The organism is Gordonia sp. GONU, assembly GCF_024733855.1.
GTDB lineage: Bacteria > Actinomycetota > Actinomycetes > Mycobacteriales > Mycobacteriaceae > Gordonia > Gordonia amicalis.
Genome location: NZ_JANRHB010000019.1, coordinates 55,667 through 81,680, shown reverse-complemented (window position 1 = coordinate 81,680; position 26,014 = coordinate 55,667). Strand labels below are relative to the sequence as shown.

At 68.1% G+C, this 26,014-nt stretch carries 24 protein-coding genes; 20 read left to right on the top strand and 4 right to left on the bottom strand.

Features of this window, described 5'->3' with window-relative positions; translation table 11 throughout:
• Positions 1-68 precede the first annotated feature (68 nt).
• Positions 69-1,049, top strand: coding sequence for a nitronate monooxygenase family protein (locus NWF34_RS16825; protein WP_258325566.1), 981 nt, complete (start codon positions 69-71; stop codon positions 1,047-1,049).
• Between the two features lie 237 nt (positions 1,050-1,286).
• Here the strand turns inward: NWF34_RS16825 and NWF34_RS16820 are convergent, their stop codons facing one another.
• From NWF34_RS16820 to NWF34_RS16810, 3 genes are all read right to left on the bottom strand, one after another.
• Positions 1,287-2,546 carry an HNH endonuclease signature motif containing protein gene (locus NWF34_RS16820; protein ID WP_258325565.1) on the bottom strand — a complete coding sequence of 420 codons (1,260 nt, stop codon included), beginning with the start codon at positions 2,544-2,546 and terminating at the stop codon, positions 1,287-1,289.
• A gap of 816 nt (positions 2,547-3,362) precedes the next feature.
• Positions 3,363-3,914, bottom strand: coding sequence for a nuclear transport factor 2 family protein (locus NWF34_RS16815; protein WP_258325564.1), 552 nt, complete (start codon positions 3,912-3,914; stop codon positions 3,363-3,365).
• Positions 3,911-4,780: a MaoC/PaaZ C-terminal domain-containing protein gene (locus tag NWF34_RS16810; RefSeq protein WP_258325563.1), complete on the bottom strand. Its 870-nt coding sequence runs from the start codon at positions 4,778-4,780 to the stop codon at positions 3,911-3,913. The genes NWF34_RS16815 and NWF34_RS16810 overlap by 4 nt, the downstream gene beginning before the upstream one ends.
• 109 nt (positions 4,781-4,889) lie before the next feature.
• Here NWF34_RS16810 and NWF34_RS16805 point away from each other — a divergent pair, with 109 nt between their 5' ends.
• On the top strand, positions 4,890-5,759 hold the full coding sequence (locus tag NWF34_RS16805) for a mycofactocin-coupled SDR family oxidoreductase (RefSeq protein ID WP_258325562.1): 870 nt from the start codon (positions 4,890-4,892) through the stop codon (positions 5,757-5,759).
• A gap of 53 nt (positions 5,760-5,812) precedes the next feature.
• Here the strand turns inward: NWF34_RS16805 and NWF34_RS16800 are convergent, their stop codons facing one another.
• Positions 5,813-6,445 carry a nuclear transport factor 2 family protein gene (locus tag NWF34_RS16800; RefSeq protein ID WP_258325561.1) on the bottom strand — a complete coding sequence of 211 codons (633 nt, stop codon included), beginning with the start codon at positions 6,443-6,445 and terminating at the stop codon, positions 5,813-5,815.
• Between the two features lie 124 nt (positions 6,446-6,569).
• On the opposite strand from NWF34_RS16800, the gene NWF34_RS16795 reads away from it, so the two are divergent.
• From NWF34_RS16795 to NWF34_RS16710, 18 genes are all read left to right on the top strand, one after another.
• Positions 6,570-6,962, top strand: a complete 393-nt coding sequence (locus tag NWF34_RS16795) for a Zn-ribbon domain-containing OB-fold protein (protein WP_258325560.1) — start codon at positions 6,570-6,572, stop codon at positions 6,960-6,962.
• A complete protein-coding gene (locus NWF34_RS16790) occupies positions 6,959-8,167 on the top strand; it encodes a thiolase family protein (RefSeq protein ID WP_202962340.1) in 1,209 nt (402 codons plus the stop codon). Before NWF34_RS16795 ends, NWF34_RS16790 begins: the two co-directional genes overlap by 4 nt.
• 63 nt (positions 8,168-8,230) lie before the next feature.
• A complete protein-coding gene (locus tag NWF34_RS16785) occupies positions 8,231-9,388 on the top strand; it encodes a CaiB/BaiF CoA-transferase family protein (RefSeq protein WP_024499853.1) in 1,158 nt (385 codons plus the stop codon).
• A gap of 11 nt (positions 9,389-9,399) precedes the next feature.
• Complete coding sequence (locus NWF34_RS16780; RefSeq protein ID WP_258325559.1) at positions 9,400-10,569, top strand: acyl-CoA dehydrogenase family protein; 1,170 nt, start codon at positions 9,400-9,402, stop codon at positions 10,567-10,569.
• A gap of 16 nt (positions 10,570-10,585) precedes the next feature.
• Entirely contained in the window at positions 10,586-11,539 is a 954-nt protein-coding gene (locus NWF34_RS16775) for an acyl-CoA dehydrogenase family protein (RefSeq protein WP_258325558.1), read from the top strand.
• A 73-nt stretch (positions 11,540-11,612) separates the two neighbouring features.
• Entirely contained in the window at positions 11,613-12,830 is a 1,218-nt protein-coding gene (locus NWF34_RS16770; RefSeq protein ID WP_024499856.1) for an acetyl-CoA C-acetyltransferase, read from the top strand.
• Positions 12,831-12,879: 49 nt separating this feature from the next.
• The gene (locus NWF34_RS16765; RefSeq protein ID WP_258325557.1) at positions 12,880-13,683 is read left to right on the top strand and encodes an enoyl-CoA hydratase/isomerase family protein; all 804 of its coding nucleotides are present in this window, start codon (positions 12,880-12,882) and stop codon (positions 13,681-13,683) included.
• A 2-nt stretch (positions 13,684-13,685) separates the two neighbouring features.
• On the top strand, positions 13,686-15,284 hold the full coding sequence (locus NWF34_RS16760) for a class I adenylate-forming enzyme family protein (protein WP_258325556.1): 1,599 nt from the start codon (positions 13,686-13,688) through the stop codon (positions 15,282-15,284).
• A 3-nt stretch (positions 15,285-15,287) separates the two neighbouring features.
• Entirely contained in the window at positions 15,288-16,460 is a 1,173-nt protein-coding gene (locus tag NWF34_RS16755) for a hypothetical protein (RefSeq protein ID WP_258325555.1), read from the top strand.
• Between the two features lie 4 nt (positions 16,461-16,464).
• Entirely contained in the window at positions 16,465-17,475 is a 1,011-nt protein-coding gene (locus NWF34_RS16750; protein WP_024499860.1) for a phosphotransferase family protein, read from the top strand.
• Positions 17,472-17,858, top strand: a complete 387-nt coding sequence (locus NWF34_RS16745; RefSeq protein WP_024499861.1) for a hypothetical protein — start codon at positions 17,472-17,474, stop codon at positions 17,856-17,858. Before NWF34_RS16750 ends, NWF34_RS16745 begins: the two co-directional genes overlap by 4 nt.
• A 229-nt stretch (positions 17,859-18,087) precedes the next feature.
• Positions 18,088-19,287, top strand: a complete 1,200-nt coding sequence (locus tag NWF34_RS16740) for an acyl-CoA dehydrogenase family protein (protein ID WP_258325554.1) — start codon at positions 18,088-18,090, stop codon at positions 19,285-19,287.
• Positions 19,288-19,376: 89 nt separating this feature from the next.
• Positions 19,377-20,297: an SDR family oxidoreductase gene (locus tag NWF34_RS16735; protein ID WP_258325553.1), complete on the top strand. Its 921-nt coding sequence runs from the start codon at positions 19,377-19,379 to the stop codon at positions 20,295-20,297.
• Positions 20,294-21,520 carry a MaoC family dehydratase N-terminal domain-containing protein gene (locus NWF34_RS16730; RefSeq protein ID WP_258325552.1) on the top strand — a complete coding sequence of 409 codons (1,227 nt, stop codon included), beginning with the start codon at positions 20,294-20,296 and terminating at the stop codon, positions 21,518-21,520. The genes NWF34_RS16735 and NWF34_RS16730 overlap by 4 nt, the downstream gene beginning before the upstream one ends.
• A gap of 10 nt (positions 21,521-21,530) precedes the next feature.
• Complete coding sequence (locus tag NWF34_RS16725; RefSeq protein ID WP_258325551.1) at positions 21,531-22,658, top strand: acyl-CoA dehydrogenase family protein; 1,128 nt, start codon at positions 21,531-21,533, stop codon at positions 22,656-22,658.
• A complete protein-coding gene (locus tag NWF34_RS16720) occupies positions 22,655-23,470 on the top strand; it encodes an enoyl-CoA hydratase (protein WP_258325550.1) in 816 nt (271 codons plus the stop codon). The genes NWF34_RS16725 and NWF34_RS16720 overlap by 4 nt, the downstream gene beginning before the upstream one ends.
• Positions 23,471-23,516: 46 nt before the next feature.
• Complete coding sequence (locus NWF34_RS16715; protein ID WP_258325549.1) at positions 23,517-24,902, top strand: phosphotransferase family protein; 1,386 nt, start codon at positions 23,517-23,519, stop codon at positions 24,900-24,902.
• Entirely contained in the window at positions 24,899-26,008 is a 1,110-nt protein-coding gene (locus NWF34_RS16710) for a hypothetical protein (protein ID WP_258325548.1), read from the top strand. Before NWF34_RS16715 ends, NWF34_RS16710 begins: the two co-directional genes overlap by 4 nt.
• Positions 26,009-26,014 lie beyond the last annotated feature (6 nt).

The window sequence follows — 26,014 nt, the reverse complement described above, 5'->3', positions numbered from 1 at the left end:
GGTCCGGCGATGGTCACCCATCGCCGGACCGCTTCGATGCTGTGACGGACCACTACCGAGAGGAACCCATGCTGGAAACCAGATTCACCACCACATTCGGCATCACTCACCCCATCGTGTGCGGTGGCATGACCGCGGTCGGCAAGGCCGAACTCATCGCGGCGGTCGCCGAGGCCGGGGCGCTGGGCTGTCTGACCGCGCTCACCCAGCCGACCCCGGAGGATCTCGTCAAGGAGATCGCGCGCGTCCGCGATCTCACCGACAAGCCGTTCGGGGTCAACCTCACGATCCTGCCGACGGTGGAACCGGTTCCCTACGACGAGTACCGGGACGCGATCATCGACGGCGGCGTCAAGATCGTGGAGACCGCGGGTGCCAATCCCGCACCGCACCTGCCCGCGTTCAAGGCGGCGGGGGTCAAGGTGATCCACAAGGCCGTCGCGGTCCGTCACGCGCTCAAGGCGGAGAGTCTCGGCGTGGACGCGATCAGCATCGACGGCTTCGAATGTGCGGGTCACCCCGGTGAGGACGACGTGGCGGGGCTGATCCTGATCGCCGCTGCGGCACGGAAACTCAGCATCCCGATCGTCGCCTCGGGCGGCTTCGCCACCGGATCGGGCCTCGCGGCCGCGCTGGCCCTCGGGGCGGACGCGATCAACATGGGCACCCGTTTCGTCGCCACCACCGAGGCGCCGGTGCACCAGAATGTCAAGGATCAGATCGTCGCCAACGACGAGCGTTCGACGATCCTGGTCTTCCGCGAGTTCCGTAACACGGCTCGGGTGGCACGCAACGCGATCTCCGAGGAGATCGCCGAGATCGCCGGACGTGAGGGCGCGACCTTCGCCGACGTCGCACATCTGGCCGCGGGCGAACGCGGGCGACGCGAGGTGCTCGGCGAGGGGAACATGGACGGCGGCATGTGGTGGGCCGGTCAGTCCCAGGGTCTGATCGACGAGGTCCTCAGCTGCCGCGAGGTGATCGATTCGATCATGGCCGATGCCGAGGAGATCATCGGCAAGCGACTCCCCTCGATGCTCGGCAACTGACGCCGCCGGGACGCGACAACGACGCAGCCCCCGAGGCATCGACAGGAGCCTGACTGCGGTTCCGTTCCCGCCCGGTGACACTGGGCGGGAACGGAACCGGTTGGGCGGCCAGTGTTTTCACTGTGGAGTTGTCAAGGTACGGATGCGGTCCCGGCTGGTGGCCGGGTGCCTCTGCTGGTTGAGTAGGTGAGGAGCTTGCGACGATCCGTATCGAAACCTGCTGCGCGAGAGTCTCTGTCAGGCGGCGATGTCGTCGAGTCGCATGGTGCGTCGGTTGTAGGCGGGTAGGGCGCGGCGTTGTGGGTCGATGTCGGCGGGTGGGATGAGCCAGGGGTGGCGGTCGTAGCCGAGGATGATGTCCCAGCCGTTGTGGTGGACCTGGGTGTGGCAGCGTTGGCAGAGTAGGCAGCCGTTGTCGAGGTCGGTGTCGCCGTTGTCGGTCCAGTGTTGGATGTGGTGGACCTGTGTGTGTGAGGGTGGCGCACCGCATTTGATGCAGGTCTGGTCGCGGATGATGATTGCTTTGCGTAGGTGGGCGGGGAAGAGTCGGCGTTCGCGGCCCATGGCCAGGGGCACGGTTTCGTCGTCGATGATGATCTCGGTCAAGGAACCGTCACACGACAGTTGTCGGGCGATGGCGTGGGTGACAGAGCCCGTCCAGGGGAGGAATGCTGGGTTGCCGCCGTCGGCGGGGATGGTCAGTGCCACTTGGGTTCTGGGAGTGCCTATGGTGTCCATCGCGGCGCCCATGGCTGCCTGATCCAGGAGCACTTCGAGTGCGTCTGCTCGTCGTTGGGTGGCCGAGCGTCGATCGGGGGAGCCGTCGGGTTCGGGGCGCGGTGTGCTGCGTTCGTCGATCATCGCGATGAATTTCTCGCCCACGACTTGGGTGACGTTGGCGTGGATCTCGACGCGACTGTCGTCGGTCGTGTGGTGGGAGAGCGTGTCCAGGGTGCGGTCGTCGCTGGCGGGGATGCCGTTGTCGGAGGTGTCGGCGATGGTGTTGCCGATGGTCTGGGCGTGTCTCTGGAGGTCGGTCGGGGTGGCACCAGACAGTGCTTGGGTGAGGAGTTCGGTTTCGTAGATGGCGTGGTCGTCGGCGGAGAGCTCTGTGGGGGAGCGTTTCTCGATGGTCGACATGCCGCGCACGATGGCGTCGACGACCTCGGCGGAGAGGCGTCCGTCGGCGGCGTAGGCCTCGACCTTGCTCAATGTGCCCATCGCGTCGGCGATGCGGGTGGTGCGTGTGGAGACTGCGGGTGCGAATCCCATCTCGATCAACAGTTTCTTGGTGGTCGACCCTGCCTTCTGTGCAACGTGTAGGTCATCGAGTTTTTCTGCATGCGTTGCGATCTGGTGGTCGGCGACGTTGCGTATCAACCGCCAGAACTCTAACTGTTCGAAAGTTGTTCGGCCGGTGGGGTCGTCGGTGGGTGGGGTGATCTCGATGAGCTGATCGAGGATTGCGTCGAGTGGAGTCGTGTCGGTGTTGATCATGACGGCAGCCATCCCTCTTCTGAGGTGTACAAGCGGTGAGTGGGACCGTCGTTGACTGCTGCTCTGTCATGAATGTTCTGTGTCTTCAGTTTTACATCGGGGGCCTGACAAGAACTGTGGACGGGTTGCACCGACGGTTTTGCTCGATGAGGTGGTCGAGAAGTGTGGTGCGGTCCGCCATGACTCCAAGGTACACGAACGCATGTTCGAATGCGAGGTTTCTCCACAGTTCGCTGCTGGGTCAAACCGGCTGTATGACAACATCGTTCACTGATGTGAACGAACTGGGCAAACTGTGAACACCTGCACCTGCGGGCGCAGCGGATGGGCGAGTTGGAAATGATGTCGCGTGCGACATCGATGTGGGTTCGCGGCCGTCAGTTGACGCCGGTTACCCCTGGTTGATGTCGCACGCGACCTCAATCGGGTTGCCGTGCACTGGGGCTGCGGGTGTGGATCCTGCAGAGTTGGTCGGGTGGGGTGAATTCGCGTCCATCTCAGTGGTTTCCGAGGGCAATGTGCCCTCCGGTGGTGCTCACGGGGACGAGTTTGTCCGGAGCTTGCGGCGGAGGACGCGTCTCGAAGGGTTGGCGACGTCGGCTCACCAGGCCTTCGAGGCTCGTCGCTATCGCTCCTCGCACCTCAGGCAGCAGAGGAATGGCTATCGCTCCTCGCGCCTCAGGCGGCGAGGGGGTGGCTCGTCGCTCCTCGCACCTCAGGCGGCGAGGGGGCGGCTCGTCGACTTTGATGCGCTCCTTCGTCGCTTACTCAGCCCGGCGGCTATCGCTCCTCACGCCTGAGGCAGCATTGCTGACACTAGGGAGTCGCCCGCGACGGGGGACCGAGGTGGGGGAGTTCGCCGGGTGCGAGCCGGCGGAACACCCGGTGGCGCTCACCGGCGTAGATGTGCTCGCCCTCGATCAGGCCCGCGTCGTCGATCGGCCACAACACGGTGGTGCGGTGACCGACGAGATAGAACTCCTCGGGTGAGACCGGTTCTCCTGCTTCGGTTTCGGTGACCCCGAGTTCGCTGCCGAGGATCGCATAGTGGAAGTCGCCCTCGGTGACGACGCATTTCTCGTCGACGACCACCCGGTGGATGACATAGTCCAGGCGATTGCGGTCGGCGGCCTGCAGCCTGCGGTACCAGTCGACGACCTCGTCATATCCGGACGGCCCGACGCTGTCGGACGCGCCCCAGACGACGTACTCGGGTTCGGGGACGAGGGTGGCCATCAACGCGGGCATGTTGCCGGCGACCTCCTCGACCACGTGCCGCGCCACCACCTCGAGGTTTCGCCGGCGGATCGGATCGGATTCGGCGGCGATCCGGTCCAGCAGCGGTTGCCAACCCGGGGTGCTCATCATTGCCTCACGGAAGCGGTTCCGCCGGTGAGGACCTCTTTGTCGTCGCGTCCGCGCACGCGGAAACCGACGGAGTCGTCCTCGTGCCGCCACACGTCGACGTCGAGGGTGTCGCCCGGCCAGACCGGACCGGCGAATCGCGCGGACATCGACGACAGTGCGGCGTCCTTGCCGACGACCTCGAGGACGGCGCGCCCGGCGAATCCGAAGGTGCACAGTCCATGGAGGATCGGCTGGGACATCCCGGCGCGGGCGGCGAAGGCGGGGTCGGAGTGCAGGGGGTTGTAGTCCCCGGAGAGCCGGTAGATGAGGGCCTGATCCGGGCGGGTCTGGTAGCTGATCGTCTTGACCGGGCCGGCGACCTGCTTCTGGGCGGTGTCATCCGCGCCGGCGGGTCCGCGTTCGCCGCCCCAGCCGCCGACGCCGCGGATGAACAGGCCGGCGGAGCTGCGCCACAACGGAGTTCCGTCGGGGGAGGTGCCGGTGGTCTGGGCGACGATCAGCGCGGCCTTGCCCTTGTCCCACATCTCGGTGATCTCGGTGACCGCCTCGGCCTCGCCGTCGACGGGGATGTCGCCGAGGATCTCCACCCGCTGTTCGGCGTGCAGCAGTTTGGCCCAGTCGAACCGGCCGGCCGCCTTGAGGACACTGAAGTCGACGCCCAGGGTGACCGGCATGGTCGGCACCATCCGCTGCTCGACGCCCTTGGTGTTGTTGGTGGTGAACGCCAGGTCGTCGGTGCCGGCGCCGACGCCGAGTGCGTAGAGCATGCAGTCGCGCGAGGTCCACGACACCTTCTTGGGTGTCGACCGGGCGCCGATGGCACCGGGATCGAAGGGGGTGAGCTCTCGACTCGAGGATTCGGACACGGTAATCGCCTCTCGCATATGAAGTCCCGCGAAGAAAGTCGCGTTATAAATATTCTAATAGTATAGCATCGGGGTGTTGGCACAGTCGTCACAATGACCAGGGAGTGCGATGACGATCGATCCGCAAGTACTGGCTGCACAGATTCCAGCAGCACCGGTTCCCTCCGAGCCGATAGCCCGGCGACACGTGGGCAAGGTCGTCCTCATCACCGGGGCGGCGCGCGGCATCGGGCGTGCGCAGGCCGTGCGCTTCGCCGCCGAGGGGGCCGACATCATCGGCCTCGACCTCTGCCGTGACCTCCCGACCACCGGATATCCGGGGTCGACGCCCGAAGACCTCGCCGAGACTGCTCGTCTGGTGGAGGCGCAGGGACGACGCGTGGTCACCGCCGAGGTCGACGCCACCGACTACGACGCGCTGGCCGACGCGGTCCAGCGCGCGGTCGGCGAACTCGGCCGGCTGGACGTGGTGAGCGCCAACGCCGGGATGACGACCGCGGCGCCCGCCTGGGAGATCTCGGTGGAGAACTGGCGTGCCACCATCGACAACAACCTCAACGCGGCCTTCTTCACCGCGAAGGCGACCATCCCGACGATGCTCGAGCAGGGGACCGGCGGTGCGATCGTCTTCACCAGTTCGGTGGCAGGGCTGACCGCCCTGCCCATGATCGCCGACTACGTGGCCGCAAAGCACGGCGTCACCGGCCTGGCCAAGTCGCTCGCCAATGAGCTGGGCGCACATCGTATCCGGGTGAACTCGGTGCATCCGTACGGAGTGAACACCGACCTCAACCCGCCGGACCTGGGTGTGGCGATGGCCACCCGGCCCGACCTCGCCCCGCTGCTCTATCCGACGCTGCCGGACGGTCGAAGCGAGCCCGAGGACATCGCGGCGGCCGTCGCGTGGATCTGCTCCGACGAGGCGCGTCACATCACCGGGATTCAGCTGCCGGTGGATCTGGGGCGGACCAACCGCTAGTACGGAACCCGAAATGGCCTCGCCGGCGCCTCAGCGCAGGCGAGGCCGTTTCGTCAGGCGATGTCGTCGTCGAAATCGTCGAAGGACAGTCGGTAGCTCATGTCGCTCTCGTCGCGCGCGCCGGGGATGTCGTAGGCGGCGCGACCGCCGGTCAGCAGCTGCGACGAGGGGCGGCACTGGTTCCACTCGACGGTGATCTGGCGACGCCAAATGCGCCAGATGCCATCGCGTTTGGTGAGCTTGTCGAGGTAGCGGCCACCGGTCACGTACTCGTGTTCGCCATTGAGAGTGCCTTCGGCGCGGGCCTTCTCGGCGTACTCCTCGTCGAAGAACTTGCTGACCGAGTCCCAGCCGCCGGGGATTCGGTGGTATCCGAACAGCAAGGATTCGGAATATGCGCGGTCTCCGTCGATGGTGACGAGCTCATTGGTCACATGGTGTACCGAGTAGGTGGTCTGGGCCTTGATGCGAGGCACCATGAAGTCGGCGAACTCGTGGGCGTTGCCGTCGAAGGTTCCATGCGCGTCGGTGGCGTCCTGGTGGTACACCGTCTTGAGCAACTCGGCGTCGCACCGGTCGATGGCACGCGCATAGCGGTGCAGGACCTCGATGATCTGCTGGCGGTCGTACACCAGCTGGAGGGTGGCCTCGGGCGACGACGGCTGGGCCTGGGGTTCGAACAGCATGTGATGCCTTTCCTCGTGCGGTGCGGCGGTTTCGGCCGACGCGGATATTGTCGCGTGATAAATACTCTAGTACTCTACTTTTATCTCAAGGGCCCAATGGCCGAGAACCGATAGTGAGGCTTCGATGACCCAGACCATCCCGGCAGTCGACTACCTCGTGGTGGGCGACGACCCCCACCTCGTGTCGAAGGAGTGCGCGGATTGTGGCGCACTGTACTTCGACCGGCGGAACGCCTGCGCGAAGTGCTTCGGCACGAACTTCGGCACCCGCCGGCTCTCCAACGAAGGCATCGTCCGCGCCTACACCGTGGTCCAGCGTGGCTCGAAGTCCGGCCCGTACACGTCGGTGGTGGTCGAGCTCCAGGGCGGCGGCATCGTCAAGGCCAATCTGATCGGTGTCACCGACCCGGCACGGATCGAACCCGAGATGAAGGTGCGGTTGGTGACCTTCGAGGCGGGCGTCGACGACGACGGAACCCAGGCCGTGGCCTTCGGATACGAACCGATCGGAGCATGAACATGACCGACGACATCTGGATCATCGGCACCTCGATGACGAAGTTCGGCCGCTTCGCCGAGCTCGACCTGCTCGATCTCGCCTCCAAGGCAACGCTCGAGGCGATCGCCGACTCGGGTCAGTCGCTGGCCGACATGGGCCTGCTCGCCCTCGGCAACGTGTACGAGGCCAACTCGCACAACGGGCAGCGTCTGCAGAAGCAGATCGGCCAGACCGGCATCCCCGTCTACAACGTCGTGAACGCCTGTGCCACCGGGGCGACCGCGGTCCGTGTCGCGATGATGGCGATCAAGGCCGGCGAGTGCGACATGGCCCTCGCCGTCGGCGTCGAGAAGATGGGCAAGATGGGGATGCTCGGCAACGCTGCGCGCAAGGCCGGGGAGAAGAAGGTGTTCACCCCCAAGGGCCGCTATGGCTCGGTGGTCAAGACCGAGGGGCTCCTCGGCACCGGCCTCATGCCGGGTGTGTTCGCCCAGGCCGGCACGGAATACGCTCTCGCACATGGGGTGACCGCCGAGCAGTTCGCCAAGGTCGCGGTCAAGAACCATCTCCATTCCACGCTGAACCCGCTGGCCCAGTACCGTAAGGAGTTCTCCCTCGAGGAGGTCCTCGGTGCCGAGGTGATCAGCTACCCCAACACCCTGCCCATGTGCTGCCCGACCGGTGACGGTGCGGCGGCGGTGGTCCTGGTGTCGGGTGCCAAGCTCAAGACCCTCGACCCCGACGTGCGCAAGCGTGCGGTCAAGGTCTCCGCGTCGGTGATGACCTCCGACCCGTGGGTCGAGGGCGGCCAGGTGCAGCCCGACGTCAACACGCTCACCCGGCTCGCGGTCGACCAGGCCTACGAGGCCGCCGGTCTCGGGCCGGACGACCTCGACCTCGTCGAACTCCACGACTGCTTCGCCACCGCCGAACTCATCCACTACGACAACCTGCGGCTCTGTGAGCCGGGCGGTGCCGGCGACTTCATCGACTCGGGTGCTCCGATGCGCGACGGCAAGACGCCGGTGAACGTCTCCGGCGGACTCCTGTCGAAGGGGCATCCGATCGGTGCGACCGGCATCGCGAACCTCTACGAGGTCGCCACCCACCTCCGCGGGGAGGCCGGTGACCGCCAGATCGAGGGCGCCAAGGTCGGTCTGACCCACGTGATCGGCCTGGCATCGGCCTGCGCCGTTCACATCCTCGAGAAGCCCGCCGTCTGACCGGTCGAACCGACTGAACCGCCGACCCGCCTGAACAGGTCGACAACCCAAGAGGGAGTAGTGATGTCAGGACCGCTCGACGGCGTGCGCGTACTGGAGATCGCCAGCGCCGCACCCGCGCCGTTCGCCTGCATGATGATGTCGGACCTCGGTGCCGACGTCGTCACCGTGGACCGGCCCGCCAAGCCCGGACGCACCCCCCGCCGTCCGCGGGATCCGCTGGTACGCGGCCGGCGCTCGGTGGCCGCCGACCTCAAGACGCCGGAAGGAGTCGCCCTGGTGCGGCGGCTCGCCGCCTCCGCCGACGTGCTCGTCGAGGGCTTCCGTCCCGGCGTCATGGAGCGGCTGGGTCTGGGTCCCGCCGACCTCGAGGCGGTCAACCCCGGCCTCGTGTACGCGCGGATGACCGGTTACGGACAGGACGGGCCGTTCGCGTCCCTGGCGGGCCACGACATCAACTACATCGCGGTCGCCGGCGCGCTCGACCCCATCGGTCGCGCCGGTGAACGTCCGCTCGCGCCGCTCAACCTGGTCGGTGACTTCGGCGGCGGCGGAATGCTTCTCGCCGTGGGAATCCTGGCGGCACTGCACGAGCGGTCGACCTCCGGCAAGGGCCAGGTCGTCGACGCCGCCATGGTCGACGGCGCGGCGCTGCTCACCGCCTTCGTCCACGGCGTGAACGCGGACGGGCACTGGTCGCACGAGCGGGGCACCAACCTGCTCGACGGCGGTGCCCCGTTCTACGACACCTACGAGACCTCCGACGGCGGTCACATGGCCGTCGGCGCGCTGGAGCGTCGTTTCTACGCCCAGCTGCTGATCGGGCTCGGCCTCGACGGCGAGGATCTGCCCGGACAGCTCGATCGCGACGGCTGGCCGACGCTCCGGGCCCGATTCGCCGAGGTCTTCGCCTCCCGGAGCCGCGCCGAATGGACCGAGGTGTTCGCCGGACTGGACGCCTGTGTCTCGCCGGTGCTGTCGCCGTGGGAGGTCGCCGAGGCCGAACATGTAACGGCACGTAAAGGATTCGTCCAGATCGACGGTATCGACCAGCCGGCGCCCGCACCGCGTTTCAGTCGGACCCCGGCGTCGGTCCCCACCGGCCCCCGGGTGCCGGGTGAGGACACCGAGGCGGTCCTGGCCGATTGGGTGCCCGCTTCTCGGATGTCCGGGTCCGCGGCGGGTGGAATCATGAGCGACGGAGAGGTGGCCGCCAGATGACCGGTGCGGCAGTGACAGATACAGACGTGACCGGTGCCGCGGTGGATCTGGAGGTCCCCGAGACCGTGGAGCAGGCGCGGGTCGGCTTCCGCGCCTGGATGACCGAGCACGGCGCCGAACTCGAGCAGTTCCGCCGGACCGGTGGCGAGGTCGCGGAGATCTTCGAGCGGCTGCGTCTCCTGCAGCGAATGCTGTTCGACGCCGGATGGATTCGCCTGGGGTGGCCGACCGAGATGGGCGGCCTGGGTGGTGCGCCGATCCTGCGTAGCATCATCAGCGAGGAACTCGCCGCCGCGGGATATCCGCCGCCGTTCTCCTTCGCGACCCAGGAGGTGCTCGGCCCGGCGGTCGCCGAGTTCGCCCGGCCCGAGCTGGCCGCCCATGTGCTGCCCCGGTTGCTCAGCGGCCAGGAGACGTGGTGCCAGGGATTCTCCGAGCCCGGAGCGGGTAGCGACCTGGCCTCCCTGCGCTTGAAAGCCGTTGCTGTCGAAGGTGGTTGGCGAGTCTCGGGCGAGAAGATCTGGACGAGTTGGGCCCAGCTGGCCGACCGGTGCGTCCTCCTGGCCCGGACCGGTGCCGTCGACTCGGGTCATCGCGGCATCTCGGCCTTCCTGCTCGACATGGACACCCCCGGCATCACCGTGAGCCTGCTGCGCAGCATGAACGGCGACGACGAGTTCTGCTCGCTGTTCTTCGACAACGTCTTCATCCCCGAGGACCGTCTGCTGGGCGAACCCGACGGCGGCTGGGCGGTCACGATGCACGTCCTCGCGGGCGAACGCGGCGCGGCGGCCTGGCAGCGTCAGATCTGGCTGCGCTCCCGGCTCGACGATCTCGCCGCTACCGGCGGCGTCGACGACGAGGTGCTCGGCGAGAGCTACGAACTGCTGATGGCACTGCGGGTCCTGTCCCGGCGCACGGTACGGGCGCTCTCGGCGGGTGATCCCGTCGGCTCGACCACCTCGCTGGACAAGCTGGCGATGTCCACCGCAGAGAAGTTCTTGTTCGACGCCGCGCTGTCGGGTGCCGCCGACGAGGTCGTCCTGGGATCGACGGAGACCGGATCGGACGGCGCCTGGCGCAACGACTACCTGTACAGCCGCGCATCGTCGATCTACGGCGGCGCGGCCGAGATCCAACGAAACATCATCGCCGAACGCCTGCTCGGCCTACCACGCTGAGAGCGAGGGATTGCGAATGGATGCCGATGACATCACCCAGGTGACCGAGAGCCTGCGGCGGGCACTGGAGACAGATCCGGAGAACGCCCGCGGCGCCGTCGAGGAATTCGGGTGGACCGAGCTCCTCGACGACGAACCCGCGGTCGCGGTGGGCACGCTGTTCCCCCTCTGGGGCGAACTGCTCGCACACGGTTCGATGCTCGACGCGGTGATGATCCATGCCGCCGGTGCGACCGGGGTCGACCCGGGCACCCGGGTGGTGCTTCCGGCGCTTCGCGGCCGTGCCGTCCCCGGACGCCGGCACGGCGACTCGGTCGTCGTCGACGGCGTCGTCACCCCGGGGACGGGGCCGGTGCTGGTCGCCGCCACTGCCGAGACCGGTGAGGGAACCGGACTGGTGCTCGTCGCGGCCCCGGCCGTCGACGCGGGCGATCCACTGGACCCGACGTGGGCTCCGGCGCGAATCCGCGGTGAGTTCACCGTCGCCGGCGAAGTGACCGCCGGCGCCGAGAACCCTTGGGAAGCAATGCTCGCGGCCGGCCGACTGGCCCTGGCCCACGAACTCACCGGCGTCACCGGTGCGATGGCGGCGATGACCGTCGAGCACGTGCTCTCCCGGGAGCAGTTCGGCCAGGCGCTCGGCTCGTTCCAGGCGGTCAAACATCAACTGGCCGACGTCCATCTGTGGCATCAGGTCGCGCGACTGTCGGCCGCGGCCGCCTGGGAGGACGGCAGCCCGCAGAGCGCGGCTCTGGCGAAGGCCTCGGCGAACCGCGCCGCCGCCACCGCGCGGCGGGTCTGCCAGCAGCTGCTCGGCGGTATGGGCTTCACCTGGGAGCACGACTTCCACCGCCATCTGCGACGCGCGCTCACGCTCGAACCGCTCCTGGGCGGCACCGCCGCACTGCACGGCGAACTCGGGGCGGCGCTACGCGACGACCGGCTCGGACACGACCTCATCTCGCTCTGACGACCCCGCCACGGCATACCGATCACATGCGGGAGCCGGGCACACCGACCAAACACATTCTCGAGGAGACAACATGCGCGAAGCCTGGATCATCGACGGAGTCCGCACGCCGCGCGGCAAGGGCAAGCCCTCCGGGGCATTGCATGACGTGCACCCCCAGGAGCTCCTCGGCGGGCTCCTGACCGCACTGGCCGAGCGCGGCCTGGACCCCGCCGACGTCGACGACGTGGTGATGGGCAACGGTGAGCACGCCGGTGATCACGCCAACGACATCGCACGTTCGGCGGCGCTCACCGCGGGCTGGCCGGTCACCGTGCCCGGCCTGACGATCAACCGCTTCTGCGGCGGCGCCCAGCAGGCGGTGATGACCGCGGCCACCGGGGTGATCTCCGGCTGGCAGGACGTGGTGGTCGCCGGTGGTGTGGAGTCGATGTCGCGCCACACCTACGGACAGCCCCTCGACGCCAACAACCCTCGCCTGCGCGAGCGCTATCCGCTGGTGCCGCAGGGGATCTCGGCCGACCTCATCGCCACCCTGGAAGGCTTCGACCGGGAGACCCTGGACGCCTTCGCGGTGCGCAGCCAGGAACTCGCCGCGCAGGCGATCAAGGAGAACCGCTTCGCCCGAAGCCTCGTCCCGGTCCGCGACGCCGACGGCAACCTGCTGCTCGACCGCGACGAGCACGCCCGCCCCGGAACCACCGTGGAATCACTGGCTGCCCTGCCGGCATCCTTCGCGCGGTCGGGGAGCAAGCCGCGCGACGACCGTGGCCGCTCCTTCGACGACATGTGCCGCGAGACCTACCCGCAGGCGGGCGAGATCGCGCACGTCCACCATGCCGGCAACTCGTCCGGTGTGGTCGACGGCGCCTCGGCGATCGTCGTCGCCTCCGACGAGTACGCCAAGGCCCACGGCCTCGCCCCGCGGGCGCGCCTGGTCAGTGCGGCTGTCCGGGGCGCCGAGCCGGTCATCATGCTGACCGCACCCGGCCCGGCCGCGCAGCTGTGCCTGAGCAAGGCCGGGATGAGCGTGGACGACATCGATCTCTGGGAGATCAACGAGGCCTTCGCGGCGGTACCGCTGAAGGTGATCAGGGATTTGGCGATCGACCCCGACCGGGTCAACGTCAACGGAGGAGCCATCGCATTGGGGCACCCGATCGGTGCCACCGGTGCGATGCTCTTCCAAACCGTCATCGACGAGCTCGAGCGCCGGGACCTGTCCACCGGCCTGGTGACCATGTGCACCGGTGGCGGGATGGCGACCGCGACGATCGTCGAACGGATCTGACCGACCCGCGCTGACCGGCCCACCGACAGACCCACCTGCAAGGAGAGACATGACCGACGCGGTAGAAACTCACCACGCGGTTGAAGTGCACCGGAACGGCCACGTCGCCGAGCTGCGGCTCAACCGGCCCGACACCCTCAACGCCTTCGACGACACGCTGGTCAACGAGTTGCCGGAGGTGCTGATCGGGCTGGCCCGCGACACCGGGGTCCGCGCCGTGGTGTGGACCTCGACGGGCAAGCACTTCTCCGCAGGCGGCGACATGGAGACGATCCTGGCCGGTCACGCCGACCTCAACGTGCTGCTTCGCGGCGTCGACGACGGCCGCCGGCTGTTCCGGGCGTTCGCCGACTTCCCGAAACCCTTGGTCACCGCAGTGCAGGGGAGCAGCTTCGGGGTGGCGACCAGCCTGATCTTCACCTCCGACGCGGTAGTCGTCTCACCGGCCACCAAGCTGGCCGATCCGCACGTCCACATGGGACTGGTGGCGGGCGACGGCGGTTGTGTCACCTGGCCGCTCAGCGCGGGCCTGGCCCGCGCCAAGCGCAAGCTGCTCTGGGGTGAGGCCCTCACCGGCACCGAAGCGGTCGAACTCGGACTGGCGACCGATCTCGTGGACTCGCCGGAAGAGCTGCGGGACAAGGCTTTCGAGCTGGCCACGAAGGTGGCCGGGATCCCGCCGATCGCCACCCAGCTGACCAAGCGGGCCCTCAACCGCGTGCTGGCGGCCAACACCGACCAGGTCCTCGACACCGGTTTCTACCTCGAGGCCCTGTCCAATCGCAGCGCCGACGCGGTGGAGGCGGTCAACGCATTCAAGGAGAAGAGAGAAGGACGATGGACCGGAGCGTGAGCATGACCCGCGAGATCATCTGGGGCGAGGACGTCGTGGACGGGCACTACGCCGGCCATCCCGGCCGCGTGTACGCCCAGACCCCGTCGTCGCTGGTGGCCGTCCTCGAGTCGACGGGCCGCTGGGAGGGTCGCGACTACCTGGTCCAAGGTGACCGGCGGATCTCGCATCCGCAGTTCCGGGACGCCGTCCCGGCGGCCGCCGCCCTGCTGGCCGAGGCCGGTGTGACCCGGGGCGACCGGGTGATGCTGCACTGCTACAACCGGCCCGAGTTCGCGCTCGCCACGTGGGCGGCCTGGTGGCTGGGCGCGGTCCCGGTCTACGCCAACCGGTGGTGGAGTGCCGGCGAGATCGCGCACGCGATCGAGGTCACCGCGCCCGCACTGGTCCTCACCGACTCGCCCGCGGCCATCCCGGCGGGAACCGCCGTACGCGAGATCGCCGAGCTGGAATCGTGCTGGGAGAGCACACGGACCGTCGAGCCGGTGTCCGATGTCGACCTCGACAGCACCGCGCTGATCCTGTTCACCTCGGGCAGCTCGGGCGCGCCGAAGGCCGTGCAGCTCTCGGTCCGTTCGGTGATCGCCAACCAGCACAACCTGCTGGCCCGCTCGCGGCGGCTCCCGCAGCACCTCGATCCCGACACGCCGCAGACCGTGACGCTGGTGTGCACGCCGCTGTTCCACATCGGCGGTGTGTCCAACATCCTCACCAACCTGATCATCGGTGGCCGGCTGGTCCTCACCCGGGGCAAGTTCGACGCCGGTGAGATCCTCGACCTGATCGAGACCGAGCGGGTGCAGAGCTGGGGCGGGGTACCGACGATGGCGGTGCGTCTGCTCGAGCATCCGGAGTTCGCCGACCACGACCTGTCGAGCCTCCGGTCGTTCCCGCTGGGTGGCGCGCCGCTGCCCGCGGCCCTGCTCGAGCGCATGGTCACCAAGCTCCCGCAGCTGAAGAAGCGCGGACTGGCCAACACCTGGGGCATGACCGAGACCGGCGGCTTCATGACCGTCGCGGGCAACGCCGACCTCGAGCAGCGCCCGGGAACGGTCGGCCGGCCCTATCCGGTGGTGGAGATGCGGATCGACAACCCCGACGAGGCAGGCAGCGGGGAAGTGCTGGTCCGCGCTCCCACGATCATGCTCGGCTACCTGGGCATCGACGACGGGACCGTGGACGCCGACGGGTGGCTGCACACCGGTGACCTCGGTCATCTCGACGACGACGGCTACCTCTACCTGGACGGGCGCAGCAAGGACATCGTCATCCGCGGCGGGGAGAACATCGCGTGCGTGCACGTCGAGCAGGCGTTGCTGTCGCATCCGGCGGTCGTGGAGGCCGCGGTCTTCGGCGTTCCCCACGACGATCTCGGCGAAGAACTCGCCGCGGCGGTCACCCACCGCGCAGGCCAGCCGGTGACCTCCGAGGAACTGGTGGCGCACTGCCGTAAGACGCTGGCGTACTTCGAGGTTCCCTCGCTGTGGCAGATCGGCGATTCTCCGCTGCCGACGCTGGCCGGGGAGAAACTGAACAAGAAGGCGATCAAGTCGGCGTTCATCGAGGCTGCCGCATCCACGCAACCGACGAAGGAGGCCTGAGTCATGTTCCTCAGCCCCGCAGACGAATACTTCACGCACCAGACCGCACTCACCCACGCGATGGTCGCCACGAGCGATCCGTCGTGGCGTGAGCGGTACTGGGTGAGCTTCCAGGACACCGAGACCGGTGACACGGTTCTCACGCTCGGACTGGGACGCTATCCGAACCAGGACGTGATGGAGGCGTTCGCATGCTTCTCCTCCGGCGGCGAGCAGACCAACGTCCGCCTGTCGCGGTCGCTGCTCCCGCAGAGCCATGAGATGACCGTCGGCGACTTCGCCTGCGAGATCGTCGAACCCATGCGGACACTGCGATTCACGCTGGGTGACAACGATTCCGGACTCTCCTTCGACATCACCTTCGCCGCGACGTTCGAACCCATCCTGGAGGGGCGCTTCTTCCAGATCAGCCGCGCACGAGCCACGTACGACGCCATCCGCTACGTCCAGCACGGGCGGGCGAGCGGCTGGATCCGCACTCCCTCCGGCGAGTCCATCGAGGTGACGCCGGAACGCTGGTGGTGCGAACGCGACCACTCGTGGGGGACCCGCCCGCTGCCGCGTGCCGAGGGCCAGCCGCCGGGTGAACGGCCCGAGTGGAAGATGCTGCTGTTCGCGCCGCTGCAGCTTCCCGACTTCGCGGTCCATCTCTATCTGCAGGAGTCCGAGCCGGGCCGGCCGGTCTACCTCTCCGCGGGTATCGCCGCCGGACTCGACAGCGACGGCGAGGTGCCGGTCATCGTCGGCGTCGACCACGATCTGGAGTGGGAGAAGGATGCGGCCGCACCGACACTGGTCGGTGGCCAGGTGCGCCTGACGCTGCACGGCGGCGAGACGATCGACCTACAACTGACGGCGCGCCCCGCCCGTGCTCACCTCCGCGGCGGCGGTTACGAGGGCTGGAACGGCTGGAAACAGGGCAACTGGCGCGGCGAGCTGACCGCCGAGCACGACACCTGGGATCTGCGTGACCGGTCGAACTTCTACCGGTACGCCAAGGCCGGTTCGGATCACCTCGTCGAGGTGCGGCACAACGACTCCGTCGGCTACGGCATCGTCGAGTACATGGTGTTGCCCGGCTACGGCCGCTACGGGGAGGCACTCCCACCCAACCGCCCGGAGGCACTCCCACCCAGCCGCCCGGAGGCACTCCCGCCCGCCCGTCCCAAGGCCTGAGCCGATGGTCTCCGACATGCGCGCGGCGTTGCTCGACATGCTGGCCGACCAGGGCATCGCCGACCTCACCACCCCGGTCCGGCTCGGTGGCGGCAGCTCCCAGGAGAACTGGGCGTTCGACGCCGAGTTCGACACCCCGGACGGCCGGGTCACCAGGGCGCTGTTGTTGCGCCGTGAACCCGAACGCGGTGTCGTCGACACCCCGCGAGACGTCGAGTACGCCTTGCTGCGCGCCCTCGGACGTACCGGCCTGCCGGTCGCCGCGGTCCACGCCCTCGACGACGGCACACGACTCGCACGTCCGGCGATGGTGGTCGACCGGCTCAGCGGCCGCGCCGACCGGGCCGTGTTGCGCAGCAAGGATCCGCTCGAGATCGGCGTCCCCGCACAGGTCGACCTCGCGGTGGCCATCGCCGATCTGCTGGCCGAGGTCCACCGCGTCGATATCGAATCGACCGGCCTGACCGAGGTGCTGGAAGTCCCCGGAGATCCCGCGGTGGTCGAGATCGACAGGTGGGCAGCCGAACTGGACCGGGTGGAACTCGAACCGCACCCGGGTCTGCGCGAGGTGCTGGCCTGGCTGCGCCGTCACCGGCCCGCACCGGCGCCGGTCGCCCTGGTCCACGGTGACTTCCGGCCCGCGAACGTCCTCGTCGACGACGGCGCGCTGACGGCGTTGCTGGACTGGGAGCTGGCGCATCTGGGCGACGCCCACGACGACCTGGGGTGGTACACCTGCTCGGTCTACCGGCGTGAGCACTTCATCGACGGCCGGTGGGGTGTGGAGGACTTCCTGCAGCGGTGGTCGGCGGCGACGGGGGTCGAGGTCGACCGGCCGCGACTGCACTTCTGGCAGGTGATGAGTGTGTTCCGGCTGGCCGTCATCGCCCTCGCGGGTGTCCGCGGCTTCTGTGACGGAGAGACCGACCGCCCGGCGGGCCCGACCACCTATGTGGAACGGCTGGCACTGGCGGAGACCGGCATGCTGGCCGGAGAACAGGAAGTGACGTTGTGAGACCGCAACCGTCGGAGGTCATCTCGGGTATCCGTGCGATCCTCGGCGACACCATCGCGCCCGAGCTGACCAGCGAGCACGCACGATCGCGCCTGGTCGAGATCCGCGCCGTCCTGGCTCAGTTCGACTGGGACAACGTCGGTTTCGAACTCGTGGCGCGTGCCGATGCGCTGGCCACCGGACTCGCCGACGCCCGGCGATGGCTGCCCGGTGAACTGCCGTCACCCCCGCCGGTCGTCGACTACGCGTCGTACCAGGCCTATTACGAGGAACTCGCCAAGGTCGCGACGACGACCCTGGAGAACCTGCGCTCCACGCTGACCGCGGCTCCCACCGATCTGGCGGCATCGGCGATCTATCGCCGGTTGCTGACCCTCGTCTGAGGTCGCCGGCTCGTCGGCAGCCGGAGCGAACGGCCGCGTCCACACGTCTCGACGTGCTTGGACGCGGCCGTCTCTGTCTGGCCGGCTCGACCCGCGGTGGCCTGCGGGAACTTCGTGGTCCCGACTCGACCATTGTTTATCGCAACCCAGATATTCTATGATTAGATGGTCGGGTACTAGACCTTATTGGAACGCAGATGACCGAGAACGGTGATGGAATGGTGATCGAATGACTCCCAGCGTCGACGAATTCGCCCACGGAGCGCGCGAGTTCCTGGACTCGCTGACCCGTGATCGCGGCGACGCGGCGGCGACGAAGCCGGTCAAGTCGCGATACGCACTGTTCTCCGGGTCGACCGACGACGAGATCGCCGCAGCGGTCGAGTATCAGCGCGCGCTCTACGACGCCGGCTACGGGTGGATCACCGGTCCCGTCGAGGACGGTGGCGCAGGCCTGCCGCCGAAGTACGAGCGGGCGTTCGCCGCCGTCGAACGCGGCTTTCCGATCCCGTCCAAGGGGCCGCTGTCGGTGAGTCTCGGCATGGTTGCGCCGACGCTGGCGCAGTTCGGTTCCCCTGCTGCTAAGAACAAGTGGCTCAAAGGTCTTCGTCGCGCCGACGTGGTCGGCTGTCAACTGTTCAGCGAGCCGGCCGCCGGCTCCGACCTGGCCGCGGTCCGTACCAAGGCCGTGCGCGAGAACGGTGACGGCGACTGGGTGCTGAACGGCCAGAAGGTGTGGACCTCGGGTGCGCACTACTCGCAGGTCGGCATCGCGTTGACGCGCACCTCCGACGGCCCCCGCCACAAGAACCTGACGGCCTTCGCCGTGGACATGACGGCACCGGGTGTCGAGGTCCGGCCGCTGCGCCAGATCACCGGTGCCGCCGACTTCAACGAGGTCTTCCTCACCGATGTCGTTGTGCCGGACGAGTATCGGCTCGGCGAGGTCGGGGAGGGCTGGGGAGTCTGCATCGCCATGCTGATGCACGAGCGCAACGCGATCGGCGGCTCGTCCAGCGGCGGCAGCGGACTGTTCCGGATGGACGACCTGGCCGCCTGGATCGCCGACCTCGGGCGCGGCGACGATCCGGTGGTCGTCGACGCCTTCGCCAAGGTCTACTCCGGTGTCACCTCGGCCAAGGCCATGCGTGCGCGGGCCGATGCGAACCTCAAGGCCAACGGTGTTCCCGGGCCCGAGATGTCACTCGGCAAGCTGGCGCTCACCGCGAACCTGCAGGCGCTGAGCGACCTGGTCAGCGTCGTCCTCGGCCCGAAGCTGGTCGCCGACACCGGGGCACCGCAGTCGTACGCCTGGTCCGAACTGGTCCTGAGCGTGCCGGGCATGCGCATCGGCGGCGGCACCGACGAGATCCACCGGAACACGGTCGCCGAGCGATTCCTCGGCCTCCCCAAAGACAAACAGAAGTAGCGATCAGCGCAGTACCCAGATCTTGGGTGTCATCAGCCGGACAAGTAGTGACGCAGAGAAATTCTGACGTGAGACAAGTGAGGAAAACCATGGGACATCTCGACGGCAAGACGATCATCGTGACCGGCGCCGCGCGCGGCATCGGTCGCGAGCACGCCCTGTTGTTCGCCGCGGAGGGCGCCAATGTGGTCGTCAACGATCTCGGTGGCGCCCAGGACGGCAGCGGCGCGGCCGTGGGCCCGGCGCAGGAAGTGGTCGAGGAGATCAAGGCCGCCGGTGGGCAGGCCGTCGCCAACGGTGACGACGTCGCCGACTCGGCGGGCGCCGCGCGCATCGTCGCCACCGCGATCGACACCTTCGGCGGCGTCGACGGCCTGGTGAACAACGCGGGCATCCTGCGTGACCGCGTACTGGTCAACATCGACGACGACGACTGGGATCTGGTGCTGCGGGTCAACCTGCGCGGCACCTTCGTGATGACCCGTGAGGTCGCCCGCTACTGGCGCGAGCAGAGCAAGGCCGGGAAGGAGACCGCCGGTTCGGTGGTCAACACGAGCAGCGAGTCGGGCGTGTTCGGCAACCCGGGACAGACCAACTACTCCGCGGCCAAGTCGGCCGTCGCCACCCTCACCCAGGTCGCCTCGAAGGAACTCAAGCGCTACGGCGTCCGGGTCAACGCGATCCTGCCGCAGGCGCGTACCCGCCTGACCGAGAGCGCTTTCGGTGACGCACTCGCCGGCAAGGAAGGCGAGTTCGACCGGTTCGACCCGGCGAACGTCTCGCCGTTCGTCGGCTACCTGCTGGCACCGACGTGCCCGCTGACCGGTGAGGTCTTCCTCGTCGGCGGCTCGCGCGTGCAGCGCATCGCGCCGTGGACCAAGGACCCCAACTGGAAGCTGATGTCCGAGGGTCGCTGGACGCTCGACGCCCTGGAAGCGGCCGTCGCCGAGGCCGGCGTCCCCAGCGGTGGCAACAGCTGGACCGCAAACCCGGGAAAGGGCGCCAAGTGACCACCACCGAGAAGGCCGAACCGGTGGACAAGACCACCGAGGCCAAGATGCCCGAGGCCGTCATCACCGACGAGATGGTCGAGTCGATGAGGGCCCGCGCCGGCGTCAACCTGCGCATCGACCACTCGGTCAACAACGAAGAGGCCACCCGCATCGCGGTGACCAAGTTCACCGGTGGCATCGGCGACGTCAACACGCTGTGGACCGACGCCGACCAGGCCAAGAGCTCGGATTACGGTGCGCCCGTTGCCCCGCCGTCGTTCGTGATCGGCTGCTTCTCCGGAATCCAGTTCGGCTGGCCGGGACTCGGCGCCTTCCACAACGCGACGCAGGCCCACTTCTACAAGCCGGTGTACTGGGGTGACACGATCACCGCGACCTGCCGCTACGACGGATTCACCGGACCGCGTCCGTCCAAGTTCGCCGGCAAGATGGTCACCGACCACTTCGTGAACAGCTACCGCAATCAGCACGACGAGCTGGTCGCCGAGATCAACTGGCAGGTCGTCAATTTCGAGCGCGGCTCGGCCAAGTCGCGGTCGAAGGAGTCGGCGAAGGACTCCTCCAAGCCCGAACTGGTGCTGCCGCACCCGTGGCAGGAGGACGAGATCGTCGCCATCGAGAAGCGTGTTCTCGAGGAGAAGCCCCGCGGCACCGATCCCCGCTACTGGGAGGACGTGACCGTCGGCGAGAAGATGCAGACCCTCACCAAGGGACCGATCGGACTGACCGACGAGGTGGCGTTCATCGCCGGCGGCGGCACCCCGATCCCGCGCCTGAAGGCACACGCCGCTGCACTCGCCGACTACCAGGCCCACCCGGCGTGGTCGTTCCGCGACCCGGTGATGGGTTCGAGCGAACCGATCTACGCCGTGCACTACAACAAGGCGGCCGCCAACGCGATGGGCGTGGCCTTCCAGTACGACGTCGGCTTCCAGCGGCAGTGCTGGCAGACCCAGTTGCTCACCAACTGGATCGGCGACAACGGCTGGGTGGTCGACTGCAGCTCGGAGTATCGCGGATTCGTCTACCTGTCCGACGTCATCACCCTCGGCGGAGAGGTCACCGGCAAGGAGATCACCGACGACGGCGAACACGTCGTGCACCTGACCACCTTTGCGACCAATCAGCGGGGCGCGAACGTGATGCCGGGTACCGCGACGGTCGCCCTTCCGTCCGCAGGTGGCGTGTCACCGGTGGCCCGCCGGGCACGGAAAGCGTAAGGAACACAACATGGCACTCGACGTGCAGGAGCGCTCGGCGCTGGCCGAAGCCGTCCGCGATGCCTCGGCATCGGGTCCCCGGGACCACCTCGACGACCACGGGAAGCCGCGCCGCGATGAACGGTTGTGGAAGCTCCTGGTCGACCAGATGGGGCTCGGTGCCCTGATCGCCGCCGGCGAACCCGAGGAGGATTCCGCCGGGATCGCCGAGATGGCGCTGGTCTGTGAGCAACTCGCGGGCAACCTGGCGGTCGTCCCGGCGCTCTCGACCCTCGGGATGGCCGGTTCGCTCCTGCGCGTCGTCGCCACCCCGGAGGCGGACGCACTCCGCGCGCGGGTGGCCGCCAACGAGGTGACCGTGGCGGTGGGCTGGCCGGATGCGGCATCCACCCGGGTCGCCGCCACTCTCCGCGGAGCCGGGAGCACCGAGACCGGTGGGGCGCTGACGGTCGACGGCACGGTGGACTTCGTGCTCGACGGAACCGACGCAGACGTCCTCCTCGTGCCGGTCCGGGTCGGCGACACCGAGGTCGTCGCCGCGGTGGACACCGGCGCCGACGGGGTGACCCTCTCGGCGATGACCGGTCTGGATCTGACTCGCGGTCTGGGGGCCTTCGCCTTCTCCGGTTCTCCCGCGACGGTCATCGGTCCGGCAACGGATTTCGCGACGGCACTGAACATCTCGTTGATTCTTATCGCCGCGGAACAGATCGGGATCGCCCAGCATTGTCACGACGCGGCGGTCGCGTGGGCCAAGGAGCGCATCCAGTTCGATCGCCCGATCGGCCAGTTCCAGGCCATCAAACATCAGCTCGTCGAGCTGCTGATGAAACTGGAACTCGGCAGGTCGGCCCTGGACGTGGCGGTCGCGGCCGCCGACGCTCATCTCGGGAATCCGGACGGCCAGACCGCCCGCGCACTGTCGGTCGCGGCGAGTACCGCCAAGGCGGCCTGCGGTGACGCGGCGGTCGTCATCGCGGACCAGTCCCTGCACATCCTGGGCGGAATCGGCTTCACCTGGGAACACGACGCCCACCTGTACCTGCGTCGGTCCAAGGTGCTGGAGGTGTACCTCGGCGCTCCGGGCGCGCACCGGGCCCGATTCGCCACCCTGCTGCTGGAGGATGCGGCACGATGACCGAGATCATGAACGAGTCGCCGGAGAAGTCGCCGGACGCTGCGGAGCCCGAGGTCCTCGTCGAGGTGAGTGATGCCGGTGTCGCCACCGTGACGCTGAACCGGCCGAAACGAAAGAACGGCCTCAACAAGGCGATGGTCGATCAGGCGATCGATGCGCTGGAGGCGATCTGGGGCGACGACCGTTGTCGCGTGGTCGTTCTCACCGGGGCCGGGACGTCGTTCTGCTCGGGAATGGATCTGTCCGAACGGATCCTGCCCGACGAGATGACCTTCATGCGACGCGTCGGGCACCTGTGCTCGCTCCTCCACGACCTTCCGCTGCCGGTGATCGCGAAGGTGCGCGGCGGCGCCGTCGGCTACGGCGCCAATCTGGCACTGTGCGCGGACCTGGTGGTGGCCGGTGACACCGCGACCTTCGGCGAGATCTTCGCCGAGCGCGGGCTGTCCATCGACGGCGGTGGGTCCTGGCTCGTGCCGCGGCTGGTGGGTCTGGGCCGCGCCAAGGAGATCATGTTCCTCGCCTCGCGCGTCAGCGGACCCGAGGCGGGGGAGATGGGTCTGGTCAACCGGTGCGTTCCCGACGCGGAACTCGATGCGCTGGTGGACGACTGGGCCGGTCGGCTCGCCGACGGCCCGCGGCGGGCACTGTCGGTCATCAAACAACAGCTGAACAAGTCCTTCGAGCGGTCGTTCGCCGACGCGATCGAGTCCGAGGCGGTGGCACAGGCACTCTCGTTCCGCTCCAAGGAGTCGCGGGAGGGCGCCAAGGCCTTCTTCGAGAAGCGCACCCCCGACTTCCGTTCGTGCTGAGGAGGATCGTCGAATGTCTGCCGGTGTCCCAGGTGCCCCGACCGAGGTGAGCACGACCGCCCTCGTGACCACACGGGCCGTGCGCACGGCCATGCATGCCGAGATGTCCGCCGCCGGAACCGCACGCGCCGGCGCCGATGTCACGGAGCGGATTCTCGCCACCGCGCAGCCGTTGTTCCACCGGGCGCTGAGCGAGGACCTGCGCGGTGAACGACGAGCAGTGTTCCGCGATCGGGTGGCACACGCGCTGTCGCCGTTCGGTTCCGCGGACATCGACGATCCGTATTCGGGTGCGGTCGAGCGAGCGTCGGCGATCGTGACGGCCGCGCGATCGGAAGCGGTCACGGATCTTCTGAATGCGCTTGTCTCCGCAGAGTATCCGGCGGTACCCGAGACCTCCGGACCCGCAGCCGAGGAGGCGGGCGGCAACTCGCTCGGCGAGGAGACGGCGTCGGCACTCCACCCGGACGAGGTCCGCGCCTACCTCGTCGAACGACTCGGCGGTGACGTGCGCGTCCGGTCGGTGAAGCAACTCTCCGGTGGATTGTCCAAGCAGACCACGCTGCTCACCGTCGACCGCGGTGCCGCGGACCCGGATGAGATCGTGCTACGGCAGGTGGCCCCCGGCCGGGACGCGCACACCCTGATCGACGAGTACGCGGTGGTGAGTCACGTCCATGCCCGCGGCGTCGCCGTACCCGAACCGCTGTGGCTGGAGCCCCGCGACAACGCCCTGGGCGGACCGTTCTTCGCGACCCGGCGGGCTCGTGGGTCCAATACGGGCGACGTCTTCGGCCCCGACCCCGGCACCACGCCGTCGGCGGCGTTCGCGCTGGCCCGTGAGCTGGGCCGGCTGCATGCGCTCGACCCGGCCGAGACGGTGACGACGCCGATACCGCCGATGGCGACCAGAGATGAGATCCGGGACGCCATCGACGAGCAACATCGTCTGGTGCTCGGGGTCGAGCGCGCCGTCGGACTCGACGCCGGACCGCTGCCCGCGGTGCTCTTCGAGTGGCTACACGCGAACATCCCTGCGGAGGTGGGAGATCCGGTCCTGCTACACGGGGACCCCGGATTCCACAACATTCTCCTCGACGGTGCGGAACTCACCGCGATGCTGGATTGGGAGCGAGCACGAATCGGCGACCCGGCCCAGGATCTCGCCTATGTCCGGCCCGCCGTCGAGAAGATCATCCCCTGGGCGGATTTCCTCGAGACCTACTGCAGCGCCGGTGGACGTCGACCCGCCGTGCAGCAACTGGACTACTACGCGGTCTGGCATGACGCCTGGCGGTTCGTGGGTTCCTATCGTGGACTCGGCCGCCTGGTCAACGAGCCGCGCACCCTGCTCGACGCGCTCCTGGGATTGGACTACGCGCCCCGCTATCTGCTCGGCGCGCTGGACAAGGCATTCGAGGTGGACCGATGAACACGCGCGCCCTGCACCCGCTCGACGAGACCCTGATGCATCAGGTGCCGTGGCCGTTCGGGTTCGCCGGCACCTCCGACCCGCGGTTCTACGACCGGTATTGGTTCGCCGGCGTCGATCCCGCCGGGGACGCCGGGTTCATCTCCGGCATGGCCCTGTACAAGAACATCGGGGTCTGCGACGGGTACGGAGCGGTCCAGCGCGGCGGTCGTCAGTACAACTCGCGATGGTCGCGACCCCTGACCACCGCGACCGCGCAGTCCGCCGTCGGTGACCTCGCGGTGGAGATCCTCGAGCCGTATCGCACGGTGCGGGTCACGTGGTCCGGTGACAGCACACCACTGGCCGCCGACCTGGTGTTCACCTCCGCATTCGACCCGTACACCGAAGAGCATTACCTCGACGCGAGTACCGGTCGGGTCACCCAGGAGATCACCCGCTACAACCAGATCGGCCGCTGGGACGGATGGCTGTCGATCGACGGTGCCCGCATCGGCGTCGACGACTGGTGGGCGGTGCGCGATCATTCCTGGGGCGTGCGTCCGGGCGTCGGCGGAATCGACCGTTCGGTGGCCGATCCGGCGGCCCGTAGCTCGGCGCCGATGATGCACACGGTGCTGTACGCGGCGACCGCCGACTTCTGTGTCTGTGTGTCCAGGCGAGAGAACCAGCGCGGCACGGTGACCTACCTCGACGGCGAGGTCATCGGCGTCGACGGTCGGCATTCGACCGTCGTGATCGCCGATGTGACAACGGAGTTCGTGTCGGGGACGAGAACCTATCGGTCGGTGCGGCTCGAGGTGGAGACCGATGCCGGTGCCCGCCACGAGATCGTGGCCACTCCGTTGCTGGAGCCGTGGGCCTATGCCGGCACCGGGTATGACGGAGGCTACCGGGACGGCCGCGGCCTCGGGGTGCCGCGCGGCGACCTCGTCGAACACGACGTCTACGAGCTGGTCCCACCCGAAGCCGTTCTGCTCGACGGTGATCCGACCCCGAGCGGCCACCGCGAACAGTTCGCGAAGATCGTCGTCGACGGTGTCACCACCACCGGGTATTGCACGGTCATGGCGCGCGGCTCGCTGCCGCATCGCGGGATCGGCTGATCGGAG